Genomic DNA, 26,426 nt, shown 5'->3' on the forward strand with positions numbered 1-26,426 from the left:
GCCTAGATGAACTCGATCTTTTCGATCAGGTAGAACTTGTCGCCGCTGGGCACGGTCACTTCGACCTCTTCGCCTACGCTCTTGCCGATGAGGCCACGCGCCAGGGGGCTTTCGTAACTGATGCGCCCGACCTTGGCATCGCTCTCGGCCTGGCCGACGATCTGAAACTTCAGCGCCTTGTCGTCTTCATCGATGACGGTGACGGTCGCCCCGAACACGACCTTGTCGCCGGAAAGACTGGCGGGATCGATGATCTGCGCACGGCTGGTCTTGTCCTCCAGATCGGCGATCTGCGCCTCGACCTGACCCTGGCGTTCCTTGGCCGCGTGATACTCGGCGTTCTCCGACAGGTCGCCGTGCGCGCGCGCCTCTTCGATCGCGTCGACGATCTTCGGGCGCTCGGCCCGCAATGCCTTGAGATCCGCGGTCAGCATCTCGTAGCCTTCCGCCAGCATCGGCACTTTCTGCATCGCTTGTCCTGTCTTTCCCGGGTCTCCCGCCAAAACCATCTCTGCCGCCGGTTCGGCGGATGAACGGATCGGAATTTGGCGGGGGAATGGTTTTTGTTCTCAGCTATAATAGTCCTGCAGGCTCCGAACTGCAAGATCGTCCGCCGAAACAGAGACTATGGCCTGTGCCGCCGCCGCCGATGCCGCCGCCGTGGTGTAGTACGGCACTTTCATCTGCAGCGATGATGCGCGGATGCCTTCGCTATCCTTGTGGCTCTGCCAGCCTTCGGTGGTGTTGAACACCAGCGCCACCTCGCCATCGGAGATCTTGTCGACGATGTGCGGGCGCCCCTCGGCCACCTTGTTCACCCGTTCGACGTCGACCCCGTGTTCGGCAAGAAAATCGCGCGTGCCGCCGGTAGCGATGACGTGGAAGCCGTGATTCACCAACAGGCGCACGGGCGCCACGATGCTTGCCTTGTCGCTGTCCTTCACGCTGACGAACATCGTCCCGCCGGTCGGCAAACGGGTGCCTTCCCCCATCTGCGCCTTGGCATAAGCGGTGGGGAAATCGCGGTCGATCCCCATGACCTCGCCAGTGGACTTCATCTCGGGCGAGAGGACGGGGTCGGAGCCCGGGAAGCGCGCGAAGGGGAAGACGGCTTCCTTGACCGCGACATAGTCGAACTCGCGCTTGATCGGCGGCAAGTCGGCCAGCTTCTCGCCCGCCATGATGCGCGCTGCCATCGCGGCGACGGGTTGGCCGATGGCCTTGGCGACGAAGGGCACGGTGCGGCTGGCGCGCGGGTTCACCTCGATGAGATAGACCTCCCCGTCCTTTACCGCGAACTGCACGTTCATCAGCCCCACAACGCCCAGCGCGCGGGCAAGCGCATCGGACTGCAACTCCATTTCGGCAACGATGTCCGCCGGCAGCGAATAGGGCGGCAGCGAGCAGGCGCTGTCGCCCGAATGGACGCCGGCTTCCTCGATGTGCTGCATCACGCCGGCAACCACCACGTCCGTCCCGTCGCATAATACGTCGACGTCGCATTCGATGGCATCGCGCAGGTACTCGTCGACCAGCACCGGGCTGTCGCCGGAGACTTCCACCGCCGTGGCGATGTAGTTTTCGAGCTGCGCATCGCTGTCGACGATCTCCATCGCCCGGCCGCCGAGCACGTAGCTGGGCCGCAGCAGCACCGGGTATCCGATGTAATGCGCCCGGGCGAGCGCCTCCTCGCGGCTGTAGGCGATGCCGTTCATGGGCTGCTTCAGCTTCAGCTTGTTGACCAGCTTGGCGAACCGCTCGCGGTCCTCGGCAAGGTCGATGGCATCGGGGCTGGTGCCCAGGATGGGGATGCCCGCCGCCTCCAGCGCGCTCGCCAGTTTCAACGGCGTCTGCCCGCCGAACTGCACGATCACGCCCTTCAGCGTCCCGCGGCTGTGCTCGACGCGCAGGATTTCCAGCACGTCCTCCGCAGTCAGCGGTTCGAAATAGAGGCGTTCGGACGTGTCGTAGTCGGTGCTCACCGTCTCCGGATTGCAGTTGACCATGATCGTTTCGTAACCCGCCTCGCTCAACGCGTAGCAGGCGTGGACGCAGCAATAGTCGAACTCGATGCCTTGGCCGATGCGGTTGGGACCGCCGCCCAGGATCACGATCTTCTCGCGGTCGCTCGGCCAGGCCTCGTTCTCCGCCTCGCCGAAGCTGGGCGCTTCGTAGGTGGAGTACATATAAGGCGTCACCGCCTCGAACTCGGCGGCGCAACTGTCGATGCGCTTGTAGACGGGCAGCACGCCCAGCTTCTGGCGCAGCTTGCGGACCTCGTCCTCGCTGGTGGCGCCGGCCATGGCGCGAAGCGCATCGTGCAGCAGGCCGCTGCGGCGCGCCTGCGTTTCCCCCAGCCCGCCGGCTACGCCCACGCTGCGCACCGCCAGGGTGGCGAGCCGACGGTCGGAAAAGCCCATCGCCTTCAGGCGGCGCAATTCCTCCGCGGTATTGGGCAGGCCGTGCTGACCGATCATGCCCTCTTCGTGGATGATCTCGCAGACCTGGCGCAGGAACCACTTGTCGTAGTGCGTGATCGCGTGGATTTCCTCCACGGTGAAGCCTTCGCGGAACGCCTGGCCCACGATCAGCAACCGCTCCGGCGTCGCCTTGCTGAGCGCGGCGGTGATGACGTCGCGGCTCGCGCCCTCAAGGTTCTGCACCCGGTTGAATCCGTCCAGCCCGGTTTCCAGCCCGCGCAGGGCCTTTTGCAGGCTCTCCTTGAAGTTGCGACCGATGGCCATGACCTCGCCCACGCTCTTCATCGCGGTGGAGAGCTGATTGTCGGCGCCCTTGAACTTCTCGAATGCGAAGCGGGGGATCTTGGTGACGACGTAGTCGATCGTCGGTTCGAAACTGGCGGGCGTGGCGCCGGTGATCTCGTTGGTGATTTCGTCCAGCGTGTAGCCAACGGCCAGCTTTGCGGCGACGCGGGCGATGGGGAAGCCGGTGGCCTTGCTCGCCAGCGCGCTGGAGCGCGAGACGCGCGGGTTCATCTCGATCACGATCAGCCGGCCATCCTTGGGATTGACCGCGAACTGTACGTTCGAACCCCCTGTTTCCACGCCGATTTCGCGCAGCACCGCGATGCTGGCGCTGCGCATGATCTGGTATTCCTTGTCGGTCAGCGTCAGCGCCGGGGCGACGGTGATGGAATCGCCGGTGTGGACGCCCATAGGATCGACGTTCTCGATGGAGCACACGATGATGGCGTTGTCCGCATGGTCGCGGACCACCTCCATCTCGAACTCCTTCCAGCCAAGCAGGCTTTCCTCGATCAGCACCTCGGTGGTGGGGCTGGCGTCGAGGCCGGACTTCACGATCGCTTCGAATTCAGCCCTGTTGTAGGCGATGCCGCCACCTGTGCCGCCCATGGTGAAGCTGGGGCGGATGATCGACGGCAGACCCGTGCGCTCGAGGATTGCAAAGGCTTCGGCCATGGAATGCGCCACACCGCTGCGCGCGCTTTCTAGGCCGATCTTGTCCATCGCCTCGCGGAAGCGCTGGCGATTTTCCGCCTTGTCGATGGCATCGGCCTTGGCGCCGATCATCTCGACACCGTATTGCTCGAGGACGCCCATCTCCTCCAGCTTCAGCGCGCAGTTGAGCGCGGTCTGCCCGCCCATGGTGGGTAGCAACGCGTCGGGCCGTTCCTTGGCGATGATCTTGGCGACGATATCGGGCGTGATCGGCTCGATATAGGTGGCGTCCGCCATGTCCGGATCGGTCATGATCGTGGCGGGGTTGGAGTTGACCAAGATCACCCGATAGCCATCCTCGCGCAGTGCCTTGATGGCCTGCGTGCCGGAATAGTCGAACTCGCAGGCCTGCCCGATGATGATGGGACCGGCGCCGATGACGAGGATGGAGGAAATGTCAGTGCGTTTGGGCATTAAAGCATATCCAAATCAATATGAAAACGCGACTTTATGAAACCTTTAATGGCATCTACTATTAAGGCACCAGCTGTTCGCTGTGCCGTCGTAGACAAGACAGCGCGAGCATCCTCGACGATCATAATAATACCAACTTTGATCTGTATAAGTTTGAGTTGACTTGCTTCCCACAGACGTTGAGCCGCAAAAATACCCGAAAGGAGTCTACTACGCTCAGCTTCGTCGAGCTCAGAAGAATTTATAGATCGTATTGCTTCACCAAGCTCCTCGAGTCCCTCGCTTACGAGACGATATTCTGGTCCATTGTGATCTATCGTCACCACGCGGTCTGCGGCGGGAACTTCAGTAGCAGTTGGCACGCTGGCGCCACGCTCAGAAAGAAAGCCGAAAAAAACGTCCTCAAAAAATCTAGCGCCGATCCTCTTTGCTGTCACAGAGATCCCATCTCGCATGAGGAAACCGTTGCGAAATTGAAGATACCTCTGCGGATCGGACTGATAATAAGTCCCCGCATATCGAGGACTATCTGCGACCAAGACTTTGGCCTCCAGCAAGTGTTCAAACATGTAAGACGAGAAGCTATCGGTGTTGAAATCATCCGCAATCGGGGTGTCTTGAATAAGATCTACGGTCATTCGCGAGATTACGGATTCGATCTCGTTTCTCCGATAATAATCCGTGCTTATTTTGAGTTTTAAAAACTCATTGAAAAACATAGACCGGACAAAGGGATGCAGTTCATTCATTACCTCACCCTAACATCCCCACGAACTTCTCAAACAGGTAGAAACTGTCCTGCGGCCCCGGGCTCGCTTCCGGATGATACTGCACCCCGAAGGCCTTCTTGCCGCTGATCGCGATGCCGCAGTTGCTGCCATCGAACAGCGAGACGTGGGTCTGCTCCACGCCCTCGGGCAGCGTATCAGCATCCACCGCGAAGCCGTGGTTCATGCTGGTGATTTCGACCAGCCCTGCGGAAGCACCCCAGCCCTCGCCCACGCGCTGGACCGGGTGGTTCGCGCCGCGGTGGCCCTGGTGCATTTTCATCGTCTTCGCGCCCGCCGCTAGCGCCAGGATCTGGTGGCCGAGGCAGATGCCGAACAGCGGCACGTCCGCCTCCAGCAGCGCCTTGATCACGGGCACGGCATAGGCCCCCGTCGCCGCCGGGTCGCCGGGGCCGTTGGAAAGGAACACGCCATCGGGCTTCATGGCCATCACCGCGTCGAACGAGGTTTTCGCCGGCACCACCGTCACCCGCGCGCCAGCGCGCACGAGGTTGCGGAAGATGTTGTCCTTGCTGCCGTAGTCGATGGCGACGACGTGCGGGCGCTTGTCATCGCGGGGGCTGCGGCCATAGCCCTGCCCCAGCCGCCAGTAGTTGCCTTCCCAGCCTTCCTGGTGTTCCCGGCTGACGCGCTGGGCGAGGTCCATGCCCTCCAGCCCAGGCCATTCCATTGCGCGTTGCAGCAGCGCGTCGATATCGAAGCGGCCCTTCGGATCGTGCGCGATCACCGCGTTGGGCGCGCCGTTCAGGCGGATGCGGCGGGTCAGCGCGCGCGTATCCATGCCGGACACGCCGATCTTGCCCAGGTCCTTCATCCATTCCACGAACTGCCGCTCCGCGCGGAAATTGGAATGGCCCGTCACCTCCTCGCGCACCACGCAGCCCACCGCGCCTTCCGCCCGGCTTTCGAAATCGTCGGCATTGGTGCCCACGTTGCCGATGTGGGGAAAGGTAAAGGTGACGATCTGCGCGGCGTAGCTGGGGTCGGTCAGCACCTCCTGATAGCCGGTCATCGCGGTGTTGAAGCAGACCTCGCCCACGGCCGATCCGCTGGCGCCGAAGCCCTTGCCCCAAACCACCGTGCCATCGGCAAAGACGATCACGCCCGTCGCTCCCTTGGGTTGCGCGTGCGAAGAGGCGAGAAAGGCCATGGTGGCTCCCGTTAAATAAACCGGCGATGTGTGCTAAGTCCCAGCGGCTAGGGACCGCTGGCGTTCCCGTCAACCGGGTTGTTTGCGCGGCGCTTGGCTTATCCACGCGAGGCTCTACATGGAACGCGAACAAGCCACGCAAATTGCAGGACAGACCATGCTCCGGGACACGATCAAGACCGAAACCGTCACCGCGATGAAGGCGGGCGACAAGCCGCGCACCGCCGCGCTCCGACTGATCGCGGCCAAGATCAAGGACCGCGACATCGAACTGCGCACCGGCAAGGCGCCGGACGATGACGACGCCATGGTGGTCGACGTGCTGCAAAAGATGGCCAAGCAGCGCCGCGAATCGATCCAGATGTACGAGGACGGCGGCCGCCAGGAACTCGCCGACCAGGAAAAGGGCGAGCTCGCGGTGATCGAGGAATTCCTGCCGCAGCAGATGGACGAGGCGCAGACGAAGTCCGCGATCGAGGCGATCAAGGCTGAAACCGGCGCGGCCGGCATGAAGGACATGGGCAAGGTGATGGCCGAACTGAAGGCGCGCCACGGCAAGGAGCTCGACATGGGCCGGGCCAGCGGCTGGGTGAAGGATTCGCTTTCGTGAAGCGCCGGGCATTCGCCGCACCACTGGTCTTCGCCCTGGCACTGACAGCCTGCAACAGCGAGGCGCAGCCCGAGGCCAAAGCCTCCCCCACCCCTACCGCCACGGTGGCAGGGCCGCGCACGCTGATCGCCGCCGGGTTCGACGAGCAACGGCTCGGCCCGCGCATCGTCGGGCCGGACGGGGACGAGGTGGAGAGCACGGTCGAATTCGACGGACGGGAGATCGCCACGATCGTCTCCTATGTCACCTGCCCCTTCATCGAGAAGCCTGATCTGGCCTCCGGGACGCAGGCCGCCGCGCCTGTGTCCGCAGACGACGAGCATGTTGCAGATTTCACGACCGAGTGCCGGCCGGAGATGCAGGGCGAGGGCGCGCTCTACACCTATGTCCACCGGGTAACGCCGGCAGAAGGCGCGGACGGGCCGGTAGTGACGTTCCGCACCAGCCGCCGCGCCACGGGCTTTGCCAACACCATCGGCTTCAGCCGCGAACAGGCCGAGGCCGCCCTTGGCGAGGGCTACCGGATCGGGGTCTCCACCGACAACGGGCAGTTGCTGTGGCGCATCGAGACCGGCGACGGCTGGGTCGCCGGCGAGGAGATCACCTTCTTCTGGCAGTCCGAATTGCCGCCGGAAGGCCCGGCCGAGGCGTATGAGGTGGAAACCGCGGAAGGCCGCGCGCGCGCAACCGGTCCCTGGCCGCCCGCCACGCCCGCGCCGACAGCCGAACTGGCACCCGAACCGGCACCCGGACCCGAAGGCGTGGGGAATCTTCCCGCGGAATAGGCCACGTTCGCGGCAAGCCGCTCGACACCGGCACCCGCCACAGCGCATAGGATCCGCATGGCGCTTTCCCCGCAATGGTTGGACGAACTGAAGTCGCGCATCACGCTGTCGACGCTGATCGGTCGCACCACCAAGCTGACCCGCGCCGGGCGGGAGTGGAAGGCGTGCTGCCCGTTCCATTCCGAGAACACGCCCAGCTTCACGGTCAATGACCAGAAGGGCTTCTACCACTGCTTCGGCTGCCAGGCCCACGGCAGCGCCATCGACTGGATGATCGAGCAGCGCGGGCTGGAATTCATGGACGCGGTGAAGGAGCTGGCGACTCAAGCCGGAATGGAGGTGCCCGCCCCCGATCCGCGCGCGGCACGACAGGCGGAAAAGCGGGCAAGCCTGCATGACGTCATGGCCGCTGCGCAAGACTGGTTCGTCGCCCGCCTGGCTTCGGACGAGGGCGTGGGCGCGCGGGAATACCTCGCCCGGCGCGGACTGACGCAGCGGACCCTGGAACACTTCGGCTTCGGCTACGCGCCCGACGACAAGCAGGCGATGGCCAAGGCACTCGGCAAGTTCGAGACCGCCATGCTGGTCGAGGCGGGCCTGCTGATCGATGTCGAGGACAAGCTGCCCTATGCGCGCTTTCGCGGCCGGGTGATGCTGCCTATCCATGATCCGCGCGGGCGGGTGATCGCGTTCGGCGGACGCATCCTGGAGGATCGCGATGGCGTGGCAAAGTACCTCAACAGCCCCGACACCCCGCTGTTCGACAAGGGCCGCACGCTCTACAACCTGCACCGCGCCGGGCCGGCCAGTCGCAAGACGAACCGGCTTGTCGCGGTGGAAGGCTACATGGACGTGATCGCGCTCGCCCAGGCGGGATACGAGGATGCGGTGGCGCCGATGGGCACGGCGCTGACGGACAGTCAGATCGAATTGATGTGGCGCATGGTCGACAAGCCGATCGTCTGCTTCGATGGTGACAATGCCGGTCGCCGCGCCGCCATTCGCGCAGCCGAGCGGGTCTTGCCCATGCTGCGGCCCGGCCATTCGCTGGGCGTCGTCACCCTGCCGCAGGGGCTCGATCCGGACGACCTGATCAAGCAACAGGGCGCGGGCGCGATGGAACCGTTGCTGGCAAATCCCGGGTCCATCGTGGATCTCATCTGGGATCACGAGCAGGCCGCCCTCCCCCTCTCTTCGCCGGAGGACAAGGCGGGGCTGAAGGCGCGGCTGCTGGCACACGTCGACACGATTGCCCACCCGGACATCCGCTCACTCTACCGCCGCGATCTGATCGACCGCTACGGCGCCTTTGCCTTTCCCAAACGCGAATTTGCGCCCCGCACGTTTCAGCCCGGTGGAAAATTCCGCAAGCCCGGTCCTGCAACGCAATCGGCCGAGGTGACCGAACGGCTCCGCCTTGGCGCCAACGGCGCATCGCGCGACAGGCTGACCCAGGCCGTTCTCAACGGCTTCCTGCGCCACCCGGACCTTGTCCACCGCCACGCCGACAGCCTGCTCGCCCTCGGCGAGAGCGACCGGAGTGTCGCTGGTGCCGTTGATTATCTGCTGGAAAATGCCGCTGCGCTTGAAGCACGGGAAAATCCGCCCATATCTGGCTCAGGTGTCCTGCCACCGCCGCCGGGTAACGCCCGTTTCACCTTCCTGCTGGAAGGTTCCGACCCGGACGACGCGCGACAGGACCTTGCCGAAGCGGTTGCCCTGCTGATCGAGAGACCGGCGCTGGATGTGGCGATCGCGGCGGCGACCAGACGCTTCGAAAGCGATCCCGAGGGCAGCATTGCCGAGCAGCAACGCTTGCGCAAACGAAAGCTGGAAATCGAATCGCGACTCGGGCAGATGGCTCGCGAACGTGCCGCCCGGGATCTGTCCGGCGCGGGCGAGGAGCATTCAGCGCCTGTCTCCGTTGACGGAGACACGGCGGAACAGGAAACGGATTAACCGGGTAGCAATGGCCTCCAAAACCAACAAAACCAAGGACGCGGTCGAAGATGCACCGCTGATCGACCTCAACGAATCTTCCATCAAGAAGATGATCGCGAAGGCCAAGCGCAAGGGCTACATCACCTATGATGAGCTCAACGAGGCCCTGCCTTCGGACCAGATGAGCGCCGACCAGATCGAGGACATCCAGACCGCGATCAGCGACATGGGGGTCCAGATCGTCGAAAGCGCCGAGGATGCCGAGGACGAGGACGACGGTCCCGAGGAAATTGCCCCCGCCGGTACCGATTCCCAGAGCGAAGAACCGCGGCAGCACGTTCCCGAGAAGAAGAAGTCGGTCGCCGGCGAAGGCCGCACCGACGATCCGGTGCGCATGTACCTGCGCGAAATGGGCGCGGTCGAGCTGCTCAGCCGCGAGGGCGAGATCGCCATCGCCAAGCGCATCGAAGCCGGTCGCGACACGATGATCATCGGGCTGTGCGAAAGCCCCATCACCTTTCACGCCATCATCATGTGGTCGGAAGCGCTGAACTCGGAAGAGATGCAGCTTCGCGAGATTCTCGATCTCGATGCCATGCTGTCCAAGGAACCGCCGGTCGACAAGATGTCGGAAGACGGTGAGGACGATGACGGCGACGGAGAGATTTCCGAGGCCACGGCCGGCCCCACCATTCGCGACGATGACGACGAGGATGACGAGGAAGATGGCGACGAGGATGAAGACGGCGAAGGGTCGTCCGCCAAGTCGCGCGACGATGACGACGACGACGAGGACAACACCATGTCCCTCGCGCAGATGGAGGCCGCCCTCAAGCCCGAGGCGCTGGAGCGGTTTGCCAAGATCACCAGCCTGTTCAAGAAGTTCGAGAAGCTTCAGAACGAGCGGGTCGAAGTCATGGGGAGCGGCGAGACCTTCCCAGCCGCGAAGGAAAACAAGTACGAGGCCCTGCGCGAGGAACTGACCGCCGAGGTCGAGTCCGTGCAGTTTCACGCGACCAAGATCGAATACCTGGTCGACAACCTCTATGCCTTCAACCGCCGGCTGACCGCGCTTGGCGGTCAGATGCTGCGCCTTGCCGAACGGCACAAGGTAAAGCGCATGGACTTCCTCGAAAGCTATGTCGGCAACGAGCTTGACGACGGCTGGATGAAGGCCAAGGCCAAGAAGGACAAGAAGTGGGCCGCGTTCGCCGACAAGGAAGCTGACGCGATCGAGCGTATCCGCGCCGAGATTGCCGACATTGCCAGCGCGACCGGCATGAGCCTCGACGAGTTCCGCCGCATCGTGAACATGGTCCAGAAGGGTGAGCGCGAAGCGCGCATCGCCAAGAAGGAAATGGTCGAGGCGAACCTGCGCCTGGTGATCTCCATCGCCAAGAAATACACCAACCGCGGCCTGCAGTTCCTCGACCTGATCCAGGAAGGCAACATCGGCCTGATGAAGGCGGTCGACAAGTTCGAGTATCGCCGCGGCTACAAGTTCAGCACCTACGCCACCTGGTGGATCCGGCAGGCGATCACGCGCTCGATCGCCGACCAGGCACGCACGATCCGCATCCCGGTCCACATGATCGAGACGATCAACAAGCTGGTCCGCACCAGCCGCCAGTTCCTGCACGAGCAGGGCCGCGAGCCCACGCCCGAAGAAATGGCCGAGCGGCTTTCCATGCCGCTCGAAAAGGTGCGCAAGGTGATGAAGATCGCCAAGGAGCCGATCAGCCTCGAGACGCCCATCGGCGACGAGGAAGACAGCCACCTGGGCGATTTCATCGAGGACAAGAACGCGGTCATTCCCGTGGATGCGGCCATTCAGGCGAACCTCAAGGAAACCGTCACCCGTGTGCTCGCCAGCCTGACCCCGCGCGAGGAGCGTGTGCTGCGCATGCGTTTTGGCATCGGCATGAACACCGATCATACGTTGGAAGAAGTCGGCCAGCAGTTCTCCGTCACCCGCGAACGCATCCGCCAGATCGAGGCAAAGGCGCTGCGCAAGCTCAAGCATCCGAGCCGCAGCCGCAAGATGCGCAGCTTCCTCGACCAATAGGATCTGAATTGTCATTTCGCGCCGCGTGATGCGGCGCCGCCAATCGGGGCTGGGGATGAATGCGATCCCCAGCCCTTTTTGCGGTGGCGCAGCACCCTTGCGCGCTTTATGGCCTGCACCATGCGTATTGCCATTGCTTCCGATCATGCCGCGGTCGACCTGAAGGCCGAACTTCGCGACTGGATGATCGAGGCCGGACATGAAGTCGCGGACCTCGGCCCCCATGACACGTCCAGCGTCGATTACCCCGACTACGGCTTCAAGCTGGCCGAAGTGGTCGCCGACGGCACGGCGGAGCGCGGCGTGGCGCTGTGTGGCAGCGGGATCGGCATCGCCATCGCGGTCAACCGCCATCCCGCCGTTCGCTGCGCGCTGGTGAACGAGCCGCTTTCCGCAGAGCTCGCGCGGTCGCACAACGATGCCAACGCCATCGCGATGGGCGCGCGGCTGGTGGGAGCGGAAATGGCCAAGGCCTGCCTCGCCGCCTTTCTCGACACCGCCTTCCTGGGGGACCGCCACCAGCGCCGGGTCGACAAGCTGCGTTTCAGCGTGCAGGAGCCCGCGCAATGAGCACCCAGCCCGCCCCCCACGCGAATGGCGCCGCCGCGCCCGGCCTCGATCGTTTCTGGCATGACAGCCTGGAGGATGCCGATCCCGAAGTGTTCGGCATCATCGGGCAGGAACTGGGCCGCCAGCGGCACGGGATCGAACTGATCGCCAGCGAGAATATCGCCAGTCCCGCCGTGCTCGAAGCCTGCGGCAGCGTTTTCACGAACAAGTATGCCGAGGGCTATCCAGGCAAGCGATATTACGGCGGCTGCGAGTTCGCCGACGCGGTCGAGACGCTTGCGATCGAGCGAGCCAGGCAGTTGTTCGGTTGCCAGTTCGCCAACGTCCAGCCCAACAGCGGCAGCCAGATGAACCAGGCGGTGTTCCTCGCCCTGCTCAATCCCGGCGATACCTTCATGGGCCTCGACCTTGCCAGCGGTGGTCATCTGACCCACGGTTCGCCGGTGAACATGAGCGGCAAGTGGTTCAATGTCGTGCCCTATGGCGTGCGGCGCGACGACTGCCTGATCGACATGGCAGAGGTCCGCCGCCTCGCCAAGGAACACAAGCCCAAACTCATCATCTGCGGCGGTACCGCCTATCCCCGTCTGTGGGATTTCGCCGAATTCCGCAGCATCGCGGACGAGGTTGGCGCCGTGCTGCTGGCGGACATGTCGCATTTCTCGGGCCTCGTGGCGGGCCATGCCCATCCCTCGCCCTTCCCCCATGCGCATATCGTCACCAGCACCACGCACAAAAGCCTTCGCGGGCCGCGCTCGGGCATCATCCTGTGGAATGACGAGCAGTTTACCAAGCCGCTCAACATGGCGATTTTTCCGGGGCTTCAGGGCGGCCCCCTGATGCACACCATTGCCGGCAAGGCCGTAGCATTCGGCGAGGCACTGCGGCCCGAATTCCGCACCTATGCCGCCGCCATCGTGGAAAATGCCAAGGCGCTGGCCAGCAGCCTGCAGGAGCATGGGTTGAGCGTCGTTTCCGGCGGCACCGACAACCACCTCGTGCTGCTCGACCTGACCGCGGTCGACGTGACGGGCAAGGCCGCGGAAAAGGGTCTCGACCGCGCCTTGCTGACCACCAACAAGAACGCCATCCCCTTCGACCCGCGCTCCCCCTTCGTCACCAGCGGCGTTCGTCTGGGTACCCCGGCCGGAACCACGCGCGGTTTCGGAGTGGCCGAGTTCCGCCGGATCGGTGCCATGATTGCCGACGTTGTCTCAGGCATGAGCCGCAATGGCGATGATGGGGACGCCCAGGTGGAAGAGCGCGTGCGCCGTGAAGTCGGCGAGATGTGCGACGCATTCCCCGTCTATCCCGGAAGGTAGTTGAAGCCATGACCGATCCGTATCGCCCAGAACGCCCGGAAGACCGCCGCGAGGACCGTGCCGACCATGACGGCATCGATCGCTACGTTCTCAAGGATGCCGTCGAGGAAGCCAAGGCCATGGGCCGCGGCGGGATGAGCCATCCCAGCACCAAACCGGTGCTGATCGGCGCCGGCGTGGGCGCGGTGGCGGCGGGCATCCTGCCCTTCGTCGCGTGGCCGGTCGGCCTGATCGCGGGCGCCGGTTTCATGCTCTACAAGCGCGTGCGCCCCTGATCGTCCATGCGATGCCCCTACTGCGCGCATGACGACAGCCAGGTAAAGGATTCGCGCCCCACCGAAGACAGTGCCGCCATCCGCCGCCGCCGCCAGTGCGAAGGGTGCGGCGCGCGCTTCACCACGTTCGAACGCGTGCAGCTGCGCGAGGTGACGGTGGTGAAATCGGGCGCCAACCCCCAGGAGGCGCGGCGCGAGCCCTTCGATCGGTTGAAGCTGGAACAGTCCGTCGCGCTGGCCTGTCGCAAGCGCGGAGTCGAACAGGAGCGGATCGACCGCCTGGTTTCCGGCATCCAGCGCCAGGTGGAAACCGCAGGTGACAGCGAGGTATCCTCGGCGCGCATTGGCGAACTGGTGATGGACGGGTTGAGGCAGATCGACAGCGTCGCCTACATCCGGTTCGCCAGCGTCTACCGCGACTTCTCCGAAGCCCGCGATTTCGAGGAATTTGCCAGTACGGTGAGAGATGTGGGGGACCTCGATCATGGCTGATGCGTCCCCGCCCGTGATCGTTCTCGTTCGCCCGCAGCTGGGTGAGAATATCGGCAAGGCGGCGCGGGCCATGCTCAACTTCGGGCTCACGGAGATGCGCCTCGTCGCCCCGCGTGACGGGTGGCCCAACCCCTCCGCCGGCCCGGCCGCTTCGGGTGCGGACATGGTTCTGGAAAGCGCGCGGGTGTTCGAAACCACGGCAGACGCCGTTGCCGACTGCGCGCATGTCTATGCCACCACGGTGAGGAAGCGCGGCGTGACCAAGCCCGTCCTGACGCCCGAGACCGCCGCGCGCGAAGTGCCATCGCAGCCGGGACGCAGCGCCTTCCTGTTCGGCCCGGAGCGATCGGGGTTGGAGACAGAGGACGTCGCGCTCGCCCGCACCATCGTCACCGCGCCGATCAACCCGCAGTTCGGCTCGCTGAACCTCGCGCAGGCGGTGATCCTGGTTGCGTACGAGTTGTCCAAGCACGCCAACCTCGCCACGCCGACGGCGGAAGACCTGCTGCCCCCTGCCCCGCAGGCGGAGCTGGAGGGACTTATCGATCACCTCGAGCGGCTTCTGGAAGCCAAGAACTATTTCTATCCTGAAAGCCGCGCGCAGGCCACGCACCTCACCTTGCGCACCATGTTGACCAAGCCAGCATGGAACCATCTGGAGGTGCGCACGATGCGCGGCGTCCTCTCGGCCTTGGAAAAGCCAATCCGGCACGAGGCAACGGACTGAGTCAATCACGCTCTCCCCCGGCACGGCGATCCATGCTATGGCAGCGCCGCCACGGGAGAAACCACGATGACGTTTCCTATCCTAGCCGCCGCCATGATTGCCCTCGTTTCCAGCTTGGCGAGCCTGCAAGACTCACCGCCGCAGGAAACGCAGCCACCCCTCGCCGTCTCACCGGCGCTCCCACCGGCCGAGGCAGATGAAGCGCCAGCGCCAGTCGAGGCCGAATCCGATCCGGGCGAGGAAGTCGTCTGCCGCACCGAGCGCATGACCGGCTCGCTGACCCGTCGCACCCGCACCTGCATGACCCGCAACGAATGGAACGGCGTGGAATCGCGGATGCGCGACCAGCATAACCGCATGACACGCAGCGCATCCGGCGGCCAGTGCATCCCCAGCGATCCGCAATCCGGGCGCTGTTGAACATGGCCTTCTGCTTGACTTGAACGCACACGCCGCTATGTGCGCGCCTTCGCGACAATTGGCTCCGCACCCCGGTGAAGCGGTGGCCGCGTCCGGCATAAAAGGCCGGGCGGTGCGATACCGGGTTCAAGCCTCGGCTCCAGTTCATGGTGGATTGGGGGGCAAGGATAGCAAATCGAAGGAACGTCCCATGACGAAGCGCACCAGCGCCAAGCATAAACTCGATCGCCGGATGGGTGAAAACATCTGGGGTCGTCCCAATTCCCCGGTCAACAAGCGTGCCTACGGCCCCGGCCAGCACGGCCAGCGCCGCAAAGGCAAGATGTCCGACTTCGGCCTGCAGCTGCGCGCCAAGCAGAAGCTCAAGGGCTATTACGGCGACGTCACCGAAAAGCAGTTCAAGGCCACCTACAAGGCTGCTGCCGCCATGAAGGGCGACACCGGCATGAACCTGATCGGCCTGCTGGAGCGCCGGCTCGACATGATCGTCTACCGCGCCAAGTTCGCGCCGACGATCTTCGCCGCGCGCCAGATCGTCTCGCACGGCCACATCCGCGTCAACGGCGTGAAGTGCAACATCGCCAGCCGTCGCTGCGACGTGGGCGACGTGATCAGCCTGGGCGACAAGGCCAAGGAAATGGCGCTGGTGATCGAGGCGCAGAGCCTGCCCGAGCGTGATATTCCCGAGTACGTCGCCACCGACGGCAACGAAAAGGTGACCTTCGCCCGCGTGCCCACGCTCGACGAAGTGCCCTACCCGGTGCAGATGGAACCGAACCTGGTGGTCGAGTTCTACTCGCGCTGATCGGTCTTTACGGAAACGAACAACGAAGGCGGCCCCGCGGGGTCGCCTTTTTTGTTTGTGCTCAAGGGTATGGCTGGAACCGAGAGGCTTTTCGCGCGTCGCCGATTAAGGATGCGACAGTATCGTTACATAACCCGAAATCGCCGTGGCTAATGGTACGATGCGCAGCCGCTTGCCCAGGCATTTGCGGGGCGCATCGGGGCAGGCTTTCTCGATTCGGCGGGCACGTTCGTCCCTTACCGCGGCACGATCCTGGAGATTCGCCAAAAGCCGGCAGCCATGACTGACGAGACCGCCGCCTGAGCGGGTCAACCGGTTGCTACTCTGCGGCCCGGCCGAGGTAATCGCGCCTGAAGGCATCGGCAAAGCTGGCAAAGGTTCCTGCCGCGATCGCATCGCGCATGGCCTGCATCAATTGCTGATAGAAGCTGAGGTTGTGCTCTGTCAGCAGCATGGCTCCGAGAATCTCGCCCGACTTGTGCAGGTGATGCAGATAGGCCCGACTGTAGGTTGCGCAGGTCGGGCAATGGCAGCGGGGATCGAGCGGAGCTTCATCCTCCGCATGGCCGGCGTTGCGCAGATTGACAGGGCCGCTCCAGGTGAAGGCCTGTCCGTTGCGGCCCGAGCGCGTGGGTAGCACGCAATCGAACATATCAACCCCGCGGGCGACTGCGCCCACCAGGTCGTCAGGCTTTCCGACGCCCATGAGATAGCGCGGCGCGTCCTCGGGCAGCATTGCCGGAGCAAAGTCGAGCGTGGCGAACATCGCCGCCTGCCCTTCTCCAACGGCAAGGCCGCCGATGGCATAGCCATCGAACCCGGTTTCCCGCAGCGCCGCGGCCGACTGCGCGCGCAGCCCCTCGTCAAGCGCACCCTGCTGAATACCGAACAGCGCACTGTTCGCGGCGTGCTCACCGCCGGCATCAAAAGCATCGCGGCTGCGCCGGGCCCAGCGCATGGATAGCTCCATGCTCGCCGCGATCTCTGCCATGGGCCGGTCCGCGCGCGGGCATTCGTCGAAGGCCATCACGATGTCGCTGCCCAGCAGGCGCTGGATCTCCATGCTGCGTTCCGGGCTGAGCATGTGTTTGGAACCGTCGATGTGGCTGCGGAACTCCACCCCCTGTTCGGTCAGCTTGCGCAGGTCCGACAGGCTCATGACCTGATACCCGCCGCTATCGGTCAGGATCGGGCGATCCCAGTGCATGAAGCGGTGCAGCCCCCCCAAGCGGGCTACCCGCTCCGCGCCCGGGCGCAGCATGAGGTGGTAGGTGTTGCCCAGGATGATGTCGGCCCCGGTCGCGCGGACGGTTTCGGGCTTCATCGCCTTGACCGTTGCCGCCGTGCCCACGGGCATGAAGGCCGGCGTGCGGATCGTACCGCGCCGCATGGCGATTTCGCCGGTGCGGGCCTGGCCATCGGTGGCATGGACGGTGAACTGGAAGCGGGGAGCGGTCACGAACGCGCGCTTAGCGTCACTACGCGCAAACGAAAAGGGCCGGCTCCGCGCTTGGCGGAACCGGCCCCATTTCGCTTTGATGCGAACGCTTAGAAGCGGACGCCGAGGCCCGCGGTGCCGCGAACCGTGTCGAAGCCTACGGTGTCCACGTTGGCACGCAGGAAGGTGTTGGTGCCGAGCGGGTATTCCACGCCAGCACCGACCAGGAAGTCGCCGGTCGTCGTATCGATACCATCGAACGCATCATCGGGCAGGTCGGTGTCGAAGATGCCGTTGGGATCGATGTCGACCCACTGGTAACCGGCACGCGCATAGTACTTGGCACCGCCCGCATCGGCTACGCCGAGACGTGCATTCAGGCCGTACTCGTTGTCGATCGGGCCGTCACCGAAGTGGAAGTTGCCTTCCGCGCCGACGAAGAAACCGCTCGTCGTGGGGACGTCGTAACCGGCGAACACACCGTAGATGAACCCGCCGTCGTTGGTGTCGAGACCGTCGAAGTCTTCATCGTCTTCGAAATCGTCGTCGACGGACAGTTCGTGGTAACCACCCGACACACCGGCATAGGCCTGGGCGTGAGCGGCTGCCGGCAACGCGATGGCAGCGGCGGTGGTGGCGAGAGCGAAGATAACCTTTTTCATAGCAATTGCGACTTTCGTTGGGGGGTAGGATGTCTGGAATTACCGAGACGCCCTGCGGTTCCAATGTTTCGCATTGCTGTTAGATTAATACGGATAGAGCGTTCGACGAACGTCATTCCCTGAGCCGCCAACCGCTTTTGAAGATCCATCCGATGACGCCAACGCAGACCAGCAGAAAGGCCATCGTCGCCCCCAGCGAAAGGCCGATCGGGAAGTCGGACGTGCCGAGGAACGTCCAGCGCAATCCGTTGACCAGATAGACCACCGGGTTGAAGAGCGCGACGGTGCGCCAGGGTTCGGCCAGATCCGAAATCGAGTAGAACGTGCCGCCCAGGAACGTGAGCGGCATGAGCACGAGCAACGGGATGATCTGTAGCTTTTCGAACCCGTTCGCCCACAAGCCGATGATGAAACCCAGCAGGGAGAAGCTGGCTGCCACCAGCAGGATATAGAAGAACGCCAGCACGGGGTGGACGATCTGGTAGTCGACGATGACCGCCGCGGTGCCGAGGATCACCGCAGCAAGGATCAGCGATTTCACCGCTGCCGCTCCGACGAACCCGATCAGCGTTTCCGCCACACCCACGGGCGCCGACAGTAGTTCATATATGGCCCCGGTGAACTTGGGCATGTAGATGCCGAAGCTGGCGTTGCTGGTGCTTTCCGTCAGCAGTGTGAGCATCAGCAGCCCGGGCACGATAAAGTTGGCATATGAAACGCCGCCAGGCAGCGCCATGCGTCCGCCAATCGCCGCGCCGAAAACGACCAGATAGAGCGAGGTCGTGATGACCGGCGCCAGGATCGAGCCAAAGGCGGTACGGAACATCCGCATCAGTTCGTTGCGGAAGATGGCGAAAGCGCCGCGCAGGTTGAGGGTCATGCCGCAGCCTCCTCCCCTTGCCGATCTTCGACGAGGTCGACGAAAATATCCTCCAGCGTGGAATCGCGGGTATCGAACTCGGTGAACACGATACCCTCGCGAGCCATGATCTGCGCCAGTTCCGCCACCTCGCGCTTGCCCTTGCCGGTGCCGTCGCCGCCGCGATAGACGAGGCGGGTGCCCTCCCCTTCGAGATGCAGCGGGTAGGATGCAAGCACGGGCGGCACCGCGTCCAGCGGACGGGGCAGGGTGAAATGTGCTTCGGTGCGGCCGAGCTTGGCCATGATGGCGTTCTTGTCATCCACCAGCAGGATTTTCCCCTTGTTTATGACGCCAACCCGGTCGGCCATTTCCTCTGCCTCTTCGATGTAATGGGTGGTGAGGATGATGGTGACGCCCTGCCCGCGCAGAATGTCGATCTGGCGCCACATATCGCGCCGCAGTTCCACGTCGACACCCGCCGTAGGCTCGTCAAGGAACAGCAGTTCGGGTTCGTGGGAGAGCGCCTTGGCGATCATCACCCGGCGCTTCATCCCGCCCGACAGCTCGCGTATCTGCGCATCGCGCTTGTCCCACAGGCTGAGGCTGCGCAGCACCTCCTCGATCCGCGCCTCGTCCGCCGGAAGGCCGAACATGCCGCGCGAGTACCGCACCTGGCGGATCACCTTGTCGAACATGTCGAAGCTGAGTTCCTGCGGAACCAGACCGATCTTGCGGCGCGCACGCTTCCAGTTCTGGCGGATGTCCTCGCCAAACGCATGGATGGTGCCGCCGGTGGGGTTCACCAGCCCGCACACGGCGCCGATCAGCGTGGTCTTGCCCGCACCGTTGGGGCCGAGCAGCGCGAAGATCTCGCCGCGACGGATGGTAAGGTCGACACCGCCGAGCGCCTGCACGCCGCCCTTGTAGGTCTTTTCGAGACCGCGGATTTCCAGAATGGGTTCGTTCATGCAACGGGAATTGGCCACATGACCGCGTTTTGCAAGCGTCGGGCGAGGGGTAATCCCTTGCTGGCTAGGCCAGCCAGGACCGTACGGCCATCGCACAGCGCGTATCAACTGCCTGAGAACGCTGTGACTTCACGATCGTCCAGCGCCCGTCAGCACGGCTTCCGCTCCGGCAGCAGCAGGGATGAATCCCCGTAGGAATAGAACCGATAGCCTTCTGCGATCGCATAAGCATAGGCGGCCATCATCCGTTCGCGCCCCATCAGCGCGCTGACGAGCATCATTAGCGTCGATTTCGGCAGATGAAAATTGGTCATCAGCCCGTCCACCGCGCGGAACCGGTAACCGGGTGTGATGAAAATGGCGGTATCGCCGGCAAACGGCTGAACCGTCCCCTCCGCGTCCGCCGCACTTTCGAGCAAGCGCAGGCTCGTGGTGCCCACGGCGATTACCCGCCCACCGCCCGCACGCGCCTGATTGAGGCGGTCAGCCGCTTCCGGGCTGATGCTGCCCCACTCGGCGTGCATGGCGTGGTCGTCCGTGTCCTCTGCCTTGACGGGCAGGAATGTGCCTGCGCCGACGTGGAGTGTCAGCGTTTCGGTGCCGACACCGCGCGCTGCCAGCGCCGCCATAAGGTCTGGTGTGAAATGCAGCGCCGCCGTGGGCGCAGCCACGGCGCCGTCCTTGCTGGCGAACATCGTCTGGTAATCGGCGCGGTCGCGTTCATCGGTGGGGCGTTTGCCGGCGATGTAGGGCGGCAACGGCATGCGCCCCGCCCGCTCCAGCAGCACTTCGACCGGCTCTTCCCCCGCGAACGCAAGGGTGAACGAACCGTCGGAATGCCGCGCCTCGGCAATCGCGCTGACATCCGCACCGAATTCGATGCGGTCGCCCTCCCTCAGGCGCTTGGCATTGCGGATGAAAGCCTGCCAGCGGCGCAGGTCGATGCGCTTGTGCAGCGTCGCCCCGATGCGCGCTTCCCCCCGCATTCCTTCGAGTTGCGCAGGGATGACGCGGGTGTCGTTGAAGACCAGCACGTCGCCGGGTTCGAGCAAGCCCGGCAGATCGCGAACGATGGCGTCGGCAAAGGGTTCATCCCCGCGCACCACCAGCATTTGCGCTGCGTCGCGCGGTGCGACGGGGCGCAGCGCGATGCATTCCGGCGGCAAATCGAAATCGAACAGGTCGACCTTCACGGGCACCCCTCCCCGGTGAGGGCTGCGTTACTCGCCAGTGGGCGCGTTCAGCATGTCGAGCGTGATACGCTCGGCCGGTTGGACCGCCTGCGGCATCGCCTGGGGCAGGCCATCGGCAGCAATCGAGGCCTGCAGGATGCGCGTCGGATCGCTGGGCGGTTCGCCACGATTGACCGCATCGACCGCGGCCATGTTGCTGATCACGCGGCCGAAGTTGGTATAGTTCCGGTCGAGCGCAAAGCGCGGGTAGAAGACGATGAAGAACTGGCTGTTCGCCGAATCCTCGCTCTGCGCGCGGGCCATGGAGACCGTGCCGCGAACGTGGGGCAGGAAGTTGAACTCCTCCTCCATGTCCGGCAGGGGCGAGCCGCCCTGGCCGGTGCCGGTCGGATCGCCGGTCTGCGCCATGAAGCCGTCGATCACGCGGTGGAACGGGTTGCCGTTGTAAAAACCTTGCCGGGCCAGCGTCTTGATCCGCTCGACATGGTTGGGCGCCCACTCGGGCATCAGGCGGATCGCCACGCGTTCCCCGCTCGAAAGGTCGAGCAGCAGGATGTTTTCCAGATCCTCGTTGACGTTGAAATTCACCGTCAGGGGAATTTGCTGCGCCTGGGCGTTGGCGGCCTCCGTGGTATCCAGCGCCGGAGTAAGCGCGGTATCCTGCGCAAGGGCGGGCGCGGAAAGCGAAAGCGTTGCAGCAAGAGCCGCGGCAAAGGTGGAGCGGAGCATTCGTGGATCCGGAATGGTTCGGTTGTGATCGCCGCCTTTACGGACGGGCGGCTGACAGTTCAATGAACATGTTGCCGCGCACGGCCGCCGGTCAGAACTCGCCCTTGCGCCCGATCTTCGTTACGCGGGCATCCACCTCGGCCTTCACCTCCGCGCTGACGAACGGCGCTATATCGCCGCCGTAAAGGGCGATTTCCTTGACCAGTTTGCTGGCGATGGGTTGCAGCGCGGTGTCGGCCATCAGGAAAACCGTTTCGACCCGGTCGTTCAACTGCTGGTTCATCCCGGCCATCTGGTATTCGTATTCGAAGTCGGCAACGGCCCGCAGCCCGCGAATGATGACGCTGGCGCCGCATTTTTCGGCAAAGGTCATAAGCAGGGCATCGAACCCGACGATCTCGACGTTATCCAGCCCGAGGCGCGCGGTCTCGCCGCGCATCATGTCCAGCCGCTCATCAGTGGAAAACATCGCGGTCTTGCTGGGATTGGTGGTGACGCCGACAATCAGCCGGTCCACCAGCTTGGCGCCCCGCCGGATGATGTCGGCATGGCCGAGCGTCACGGGATCGAAGGTGCCGGGGTAAAGGCCGATGCGTTCCACGCTCACCGATCCCTCTCGACGATGAACCGCGCCAACGCGCGCAGCAGGTCGGCTTCCTCACCATATTGCACGAGGTGGCCGATGGCCTGTTCGCTCAGGGCATGGGCCTGCGCGCGGGCATCCTCCACGCCCATCAGACTGACAAAGGTGGCTTTGCCCGCCTCGGCGTCCTTGCGCAGCGCCTTGCCGGCCAGCGCCTCGTCCCCTTCTTCGTCGAGCAGGTCATCGGCGATCTGGAAGGCGAGGCCGATGTCACGGGCGTAGGCGCGCAGGTGGCCGCGCTGGTCTTCCGGCACGCGGGCGAGGATCGCACCCATTTCCACCGATGCGCCGAGCAAGGCGCCGGTCTTGAGTTGCTGGAGCCGAGTGACGGTGTGCAGGTCGAAATCCGCGCCGGCACTCTCGGCGGCGATGTCCATAACCTGGCCGCCGGCCATGCCGTTGTGGCCACTGGCGCTGGCGAGCGCGTGGACGAGGTCGGCGCGGATCACCGGGTCGGTGCTGACGTGCTGGCTGGCGAGGATCTCGAACGCCAGCGCGTGCAGCGAATCGCCGGCGAGCACGGCAATCGCCTCGTCATACTGTTTGTGCAGCGTGGGCTTGCCGTGGCGCGTGTCGTCGTCGTCCATGCACGGCAGGTCGTCGTGGATCAGCGAGTAGACGTGGATCGCCTCCAGCGCGCAGCCCGCCAGCACGGCGGCATCGCGCTCGGCTCCATACATTTCGGCCACGGTCACCAGCAGCATCGGGCGCACCCGCTTGCCCCCGCCGATGGCGGCATAACGCATGGCCTCGACCAGCGTGGCGCGGGTATCGTCAGGCACTTCGAGCAGCGCGTCGAATGCGGCGTCCACCTCACCCTGCACACGGGCCAAGCCGCGGCCCAGAACGTCGTCGGCAAGCACGAGGCCCATTGCGTCAGTCCGCGTCGAAGGGTGCTATGCCGGTGGCGCGAACGCCGCCCTGCCCGTCCGGCCCGGCGACGATCTTCTCGATCCGCGCCTGCGCCGCGTCGAGCCGCGCCTGGCAATGGGCGCGCAATTTTTCGCCGCGTTCGTACAGCGCGATGGACTGGTCGAGCGGAACCTCCCCGCCCTCCAGATCGCGGACGACCTTTTCCAGCGCCTTCAGCGCATCTTCGAAGCTCATCGCGGCGATGTCGGTGGTATCCTCTGCCATGGTGCCAAGCATTGGCGGCGCGCGGGCGCAGGGTCAAGCCGGGGGTGAGCGCCGGGGCGGGGGGAAATCGCGGCGTGCAGGGCTAGCGCCCCCTGCGCCCGCTCGCTAAAGCGCGAACCATGTCCCAGATCACCCCCGAAGTCGTCGCCCAGCACGGGCTTTCCGAAGACGAATACGCGCGCGTGCTGCACGCGCTGGGTCGCGAGCCGAACCTTGTCGAGCTCGGCATCTTCTCGGTCATGTGGTCCGAACATTGCAGCTACAAGTCGAGCCGCCTGCATCTGAAGAAGTTGCCGACTGAAGCACCGTGGGTCATCTGCGGACCGGGCGAGAATGCCGGCGTGATCGACATCGGCGATGGGCCTGACGGGACGAAATTGGCCGCCATCTTCAAGATGGAAAGCCATAATCACCCCAGTTACATCGAGCCCTACCAGGGCGCCGCCACGGGCGTGGGCGGCATCCTGCGCGACGTGTTCACCATGGGCGCGCGGCCCGTCGCCAACGCCAACGCGCTGCGGTTCGGCCGACCCGATCACCCGAAGATGAAGCACCTGGTGCAGGGCGTGGTCGCCGGCATCGGCGGATACGGCAACTGCGTAGGCGTGCCGACCGTGTGCGGAGAGACGAACTTCGATGCCGCATACGACGGCAACATCCTCGTCAACGCGATGACCGTGGGCGTGGCGGATGCGGACCGGATCTTCTATTCGGCCGCGACAGGCGTGGGCAATCCCATCGTCTATGTCGGCTCCAGGACCGGGCGCGACGGCATCCACGGCGCGACCATGGCCAGCGCCGATTTCGAGGAAGACGCCGAGGCCAAGCGCCCCACGGTGCAGGTCGGCGACCCGTTCACCGAAAAGCTGCTGATCGAGGCGTGCCTGGAACTGATGGCCACCGATGCCATCGTCGCCATTCAGGACATGGGCGCGGCGGGCCTCACCAGCTCCAGCGTGGAGATGGCCACCAACGGCAAGGCCGGCATCCGACTCGACATGAACGAGGTGCCCTGCCGCGAGGAGGGCATGACGCCCTACGAGATGATGCTGAGCGAGAGCCAGGAGCGCATGCTCATGGTGCTGAAGCCCGGCAAGGAACCCATGGCCGAGGCGATCTTCCGCAAGTGGGAACTCGATTTCGCAGTCATCGGCGAGGTCACCGACACCGGGCACATGGTGCTGGAATTCGGCGGCGAAGTGGTGTGCGACATTCCGCTTGGCCCGCTGGCGGCAGACGCCCCGCTCTACGATCGGCCCTACCTCTCGATGGAGGACTACACCGCGTGGGCGGGCATTACCCCCCTTACCGATCGGCCTGACACGGCCGACGCGGGCGCAGACCTGCTGAAGCTGCTCGCCAGCCCGGCGCTCGGCAGCCGCAGCTGGATATTCGAGCAGTACGACAGCCAGGTAGGCGCGGACACCTTGCAGACGGGCGGCGATGCGGGCGTCGTGCGCGTCCACGGCACCAAGAAGGCTCTGGCGATCAGCACGGACTGCACGCCGCGCTACGTCTTCGCCGACCCCTACGAGGGAGGAAAGCAGGCCATTGCCGAGGCCTATCGCAACCTGTGCGCAGTGGGCGCCCGCCCGCTGGCCGTGACCAACTGCCTCAACTTTGCCAACCCGCAGCGGCCCGAGATCATGGCCCAGCTTGTCCACGCGCTGCGCGGCATGGGCAAGGCGTGCCAGTATCTCGACTTCCCGATCGTGAGCGGCAACGTCAGCCTCTATAACGAAAGCAAGGCGACGGGTGGCGGATCGGCCATCCTGCCCACCCCGGCGATCGGCGGCGTCGGTCTTATCGACGACTATGCACAGATGATGACGATGCCGTTCAAGGCTGCGGGTGAGGCGATTTACCTCGTCGCGCCTGATGCCTGGTCGGTGCCCGACCCGGACCGCTCACACCTTGGCAAGTCGCTGTGGCTTAAGGAGATCATGGGCCGGGACGAGGGCCGCGCTCCGCCGGTCGACCTCACGCTGGAAAAGGCCGCGGGTCGCATCGTGCGCGAACTGATTGCGGACGGGCTCGTCTCCGCCGTGCACGACATTTCCGATGGCGGCCTCGCCGTTGCGCTTGCCGAAATGGCCATGGCATCGGGCATCGGTGCCGACGTCGAGAAGCAGAGCGACTACACGGCCGCGCAGTGGTGGTTCGGCGAGGACCAGGGCCGCTACGTCATCACCGTGCCCGATACCCACGCCTTCAACACGGCACTCGCCAGGGGCACCGAGAACGACGAGACCGCCGCTGTCGGTTTCACTCGCATTGGCATAACCGGCGGCACCACACTGCTCGGTCAGAGCGTAGCGGACCTCAAGGCAGCGCACCGCAGTTTCTTTGCCGGGTGGATGAAGCCCTGATACGGTCGCGCAAGGTAAAGCCGGGACCATCGAGGGCGGAGACCGGCGGGAAGTTAGGAAGCGTCGCCACTGCGCTGCCTTCCCCCTTTATTAGGACGTGTAACGCGAGGCGCGTATATGCGACCGTAACGCCGATGGGCCTAGTGCAAAATATCTGGCGACTTGCGCGGAACGACAAAGCAGCGATGGTCGTTACGCATTTTTGGCGACGGTGCCCAGTCTTCCGACAATCAAAGTCCGCGCGGATGTGTGGCGAGTCGGCACCAGTCGCATGAAGTTGAATCTAAAGGGTTGCTCACGTTTGAGCGGCCATCTAAGTGAATATGACCGTGATTTATTCGGACGGTTAGTGCCGTTTTTGCTACCGACCACCCAGTTAAGGAGTTTTGCAATGATCGAGAACGACACCACCCGCCTCGCCTGGACCACCCCGGTAGTCATCGATGCCGACGCTGGTGCTGGTGACATCTGTTCCACCGTGGCGGCAGGCCTCACCTTGGATGGCGGCGCAGGCTTTATCTACTCCACGTCCTGATCGGACTGGTTGGCGGAAAATCGCTACGCGCGGCGTGGGAATTTTCC

At 64.3% G+C, this 26,426-nt stretch carries 26 protein-coding genes; 13 read left to right on the top strand and 13 right to left on the bottom strand.

Going from position 1 to position 26,426, the window contains the following annotated elements:
* Nucleotides 1-2: 2 nt before the first annotated feature.
* From greA to carA, 4 genes are read right to left on the bottom strand one after another with little or no spacing between them, the layout of a single operon-like run.
* The gene (greA, locus tag GRI62_RS06590) at nt 3-509 is read right to left on the bottom strand and encodes a transcription elongation factor GreA (protein ID WP_188669326.1); all 507 of its coding nucleotides are present in this window, start codon (nt 507-509) and stop codon (nt 3-5) included.
* A gap of 60 nt (nt 510-569) precedes the next feature.
* A complete protein-coding gene (gene carB, locus GRI62_RS06595) occupies nt 570-3,893 on the bottom strand; it encodes a carbamoyl-phosphate synthase large subunit (protein WP_131452568.1) in 3,324 nt (1,107 codons plus the stop codon).
* Nucleotides 3,893-4,642: a hypothetical protein gene (locus GRI62_RS06600; protein WP_131452569.1), complete on the bottom strand. Its 750-nt coding sequence runs from the start codon at nt 4,640-4,642 to the stop codon at nt 3,893-3,895. The genes carB and GRI62_RS06600 overlap by 1 nt, the downstream gene beginning before the upstream one ends.
* Before the next feature lie 4 nt (nt 4,643-4,646).
* On the bottom strand, nt 4,647-5,831 hold the full coding sequence (gene carA, locus GRI62_RS06605; protein WP_131452570.1) for a glutamine-hydrolyzing carbamoyl-phosphate synthase small subunit: 1,185 nt from the start codon (nt 5,829-5,831) through the stop codon (nt 4,647-4,649).
* A 157-nt stretch (nt 5,832-5,988) separates the two neighbouring features.
* On the opposite strand from carA, the gene GRI62_RS06610 reads away from it, so the two are divergent.
* The 11 genes from GRI62_RS06610 to rpsD all read left to right on the top strand — a co-directional run bounded on the left by GRI62_RS06610 (nt 5,989) and on the right by rpsD (nt 15,843).
* Complete coding sequence (locus tag GRI62_RS06610; RefSeq protein WP_131452571.1) at nt 5,989-6,441, top strand: GatB/YqeY domain-containing protein; 453 nt, start codon at nt 5,989-5,991, stop codon at nt 6,439-6,441.
* Nucleotides 6,438-7,226: a hypothetical protein gene (locus tag GRI62_RS06615; RefSeq protein WP_188669325.1), complete on the top strand. Its 789-nt coding sequence runs from the start codon at nt 6,438-6,440 to the stop codon at nt 7,224-7,226. The genes GRI62_RS06610 and GRI62_RS06615 overlap by 4 nt, the downstream gene beginning before the upstream one ends.
* Before the next feature lie 57 nt (nt 7,227-7,283).
* Complete coding sequence (gene dnaG, locus GRI62_RS06620) at nt 7,284-9,185, top strand: DNA primase (RefSeq protein ID WP_131452572.1); 1,902 nt, start codon at nt 7,284-7,286, stop codon at nt 9,183-9,185.
* 10 nt (nt 9,186-9,195) lie between these two features.
* Complete coding sequence (gene rpoD / locus GRI62_RS06625) at nt 9,196-11,232, top strand: RNA polymerase sigma factor RpoD (RefSeq protein ID WP_131452573.1); 2,037 nt, start codon at nt 9,196-9,198, stop codon at nt 11,230-11,232.
* Nucleotides 11,233-11,352: 120 nt separating this feature from the next.
* Complete coding sequence (locus GRI62_RS06630) at nt 11,353-11,802, top strand: RpiB/LacA/LacB family sugar-phosphate isomerase (protein WP_131453804.1); 450 nt, start codon at nt 11,353-11,355, stop codon at nt 11,800-11,802.
* The gene (glyA, locus tag GRI62_RS06635; protein WP_131452574.1) at nt 11,799-13,124 is read left to right on the top strand and encodes a serine hydroxymethyltransferase; all 1,326 of its coding nucleotides are present in this window, start codon (nt 11,799-11,801) and stop codon (nt 13,122-13,124) included. The genes GRI62_RS06630 and glyA overlap by 4 nt, the downstream gene beginning before the upstream one ends.
* 8 nt (nt 13,125-13,132) lie before the next feature.
* Nucleotides 13,133-13,399, top strand: coding sequence for a hypothetical protein (locus GRI62_RS06640; RefSeq protein ID WP_199800084.1), 267 nt, complete (start codon nt 13,133-13,135; stop codon nt 13,397-13,399).
* Between the two features lie 6 nt (nt 13,400-13,405).
* On the top strand, nt 13,406-13,891 hold the full coding sequence (nrdR, locus tag GRI62_RS06645; RefSeq protein ID WP_131452575.1) for a transcriptional regulator NrdR: 486 nt from the start codon (nt 13,406-13,408) through the stop codon (nt 13,889-13,891).
* Nucleotides 13,884-14,618, top strand: a complete 735-nt coding sequence (locus GRI62_RS06650) for an RNA methyltransferase (protein ID WP_131452576.1) — start codon at nt 13,884-13,886, stop codon at nt 14,616-14,618. Before nrdR ends, GRI62_RS06650 begins: the two co-directional genes overlap by 8 nt.
* A gap of 66 nt (nt 14,619-14,684) precedes the next feature.
* The gene (locus GRI62_RS06655) at nt 14,685-15,038 is read left to right on the top strand and encodes a hypothetical protein (RefSeq protein WP_131452577.1); all 354 of its coding nucleotides are present in this window, start codon (nt 14,685-14,687) and stop codon (nt 15,036-15,038) included.
* A 190-nt stretch (nt 15,039-15,228) separates the two neighbouring features.
* Entirely contained in the window at nt 15,229-15,843 is a 615-nt protein-coding gene (gene rpsD / locus GRI62_RS06660) for a 30S ribosomal protein S4 (protein WP_131452578.1), read from the top strand.
* 319 nt (nt 15,844-16,162) lie between these two features.
* Here the strand turns inward: rpsD and tgt are convergent, their stop codons facing one another.
* The 9 genes from tgt to GRI62_RS06705 all read right to left on the bottom strand — a co-directional run bounded on the left by tgt (nt 16,163) and on the right by GRI62_RS06705 (nt 23,475).
* The gene (tgt, locus tag GRI62_RS06665; protein ID WP_131452579.1) at nt 16,163-17,302 is read right to left on the bottom strand and encodes a tRNA guanosine(34) transglycosylase Tgt; all 1,140 of its coding nucleotides are present in this window, start codon (nt 17,300-17,302) and stop codon (nt 16,163-16,165) included.
* Between the two features lie 89 nt (nt 17,303-17,391).
* Nucleotides 17,392-17,943: an outer membrane protein gene (locus GRI62_RS06670; protein ID WP_131452580.1), complete on the bottom strand. Its 552-nt coding sequence runs from the start codon at nt 17,941-17,943 to the stop codon at nt 17,392-17,394.
* 112 nt (nt 17,944-18,055) lie between these two features.
* Nucleotides 18,056-18,823, bottom strand: coding sequence for an ABC transporter permease (locus GRI62_RS06675; protein WP_131452581.1), 768 nt, complete (start codon nt 18,821-18,823; stop codon nt 18,056-18,058).
* Nucleotides 18,820-19,773: an ABC transporter ATP-binding protein gene (locus GRI62_RS06680; protein WP_131452582.1), complete on the bottom strand. Its 954-nt coding sequence runs from the start codon at nt 19,771-19,773 to the stop codon at nt 18,820-18,822. Before GRI62_RS06680 ends, GRI62_RS06675 begins: the two co-directional genes overlap by 4 nt.
* Before the next feature lie 149 nt (nt 19,774-19,922).
* Nucleotides 19,923-20,966 carry a tRNA preQ1(34) S-adenosylmethionine ribosyltransferase-isomerase QueA gene (gene queA, locus GRI62_RS06685; RefSeq protein WP_131452583.1) on the bottom strand — a complete coding sequence of 348 codons (1,044 nt, stop codon included), beginning with the start codon at nt 20,964-20,966 and terminating at the stop codon, nt 19,923-19,925.
* A 27-nt stretch (nt 20,967-20,993) separates the two neighbouring features.
* Entirely contained in the window at nt 20,994-21,695 is a 702-nt protein-coding gene (locus GRI62_RS06690; protein WP_131452584.1) for a peptidylprolyl isomerase, read from the bottom strand.
* Nucleotides 21,696-21,786: 91 nt separating this feature from the next.
* Nucleotides 21,787-22,296 carry a pantetheine-phosphate adenylyltransferase gene (gene coaD, locus GRI62_RS06695; protein WP_131452585.1) on the bottom strand — a complete coding sequence of 170 codons (510 nt, stop codon included), beginning with the start codon at nt 22,294-22,296 and terminating at the stop codon, nt 21,787-21,789.
* Nucleotides 22,297-22,298: 2 nt separating this feature from the next.
* Complete coding sequence (locus GRI62_RS06700; protein ID WP_131452586.1) at nt 22,299-23,210, bottom strand: polyprenyl synthetase family protein; 912 nt, start codon at nt 23,208-23,210, stop codon at nt 22,299-22,301.
* Nucleotides 23,211-23,214: 4 nt separating this feature from the next.
* A complete protein-coding gene (locus tag GRI62_RS06705) occupies nt 23,215-23,475 on the bottom strand; it encodes an exodeoxyribonuclease VII small subunit (RefSeq protein ID WP_131452587.1) in 261 nt (86 codons plus the stop codon).
* Nucleotides 23,476-23,594: 119 nt separating this feature from the next.
* On the opposite strand from GRI62_RS06705, the gene purL reads away from it, so the two are divergent.
* Nucleotides 23,595-25,844, top strand: a complete 2,250-nt coding sequence (gene purL, locus GRI62_RS06710; protein ID WP_131452588.1) for a phosphoribosylformylglycinamidine synthase subunit PurL — start codon at nt 23,595-23,597, stop codon at nt 25,842-25,844.
* Nucleotides 25,845-26,235: 391 nt separating this feature from the next.
* Complete coding sequence (locus GRI62_RS06715) at nt 26,236-26,379, top strand: hypothetical protein (RefSeq protein ID WP_160731833.1); 144 nt, start codon at nt 26,236-26,238, stop codon at nt 26,377-26,379.
* Nucleotides 26,380-26,426: the final 47 nt, after the last annotated feature.

Origin of the sequence: Aurantiacibacter arachoides (genome assembly GCF_009827335.1) — a bacterium.
In the GTDB taxonomy this organism is placed as follows: Bacteria; Pseudomonadota; Alphaproteobacteria; order Sphingomonadales; family Sphingomonadaceae; genus Alteraurantiacibacter; species Alteraurantiacibacter arachoides.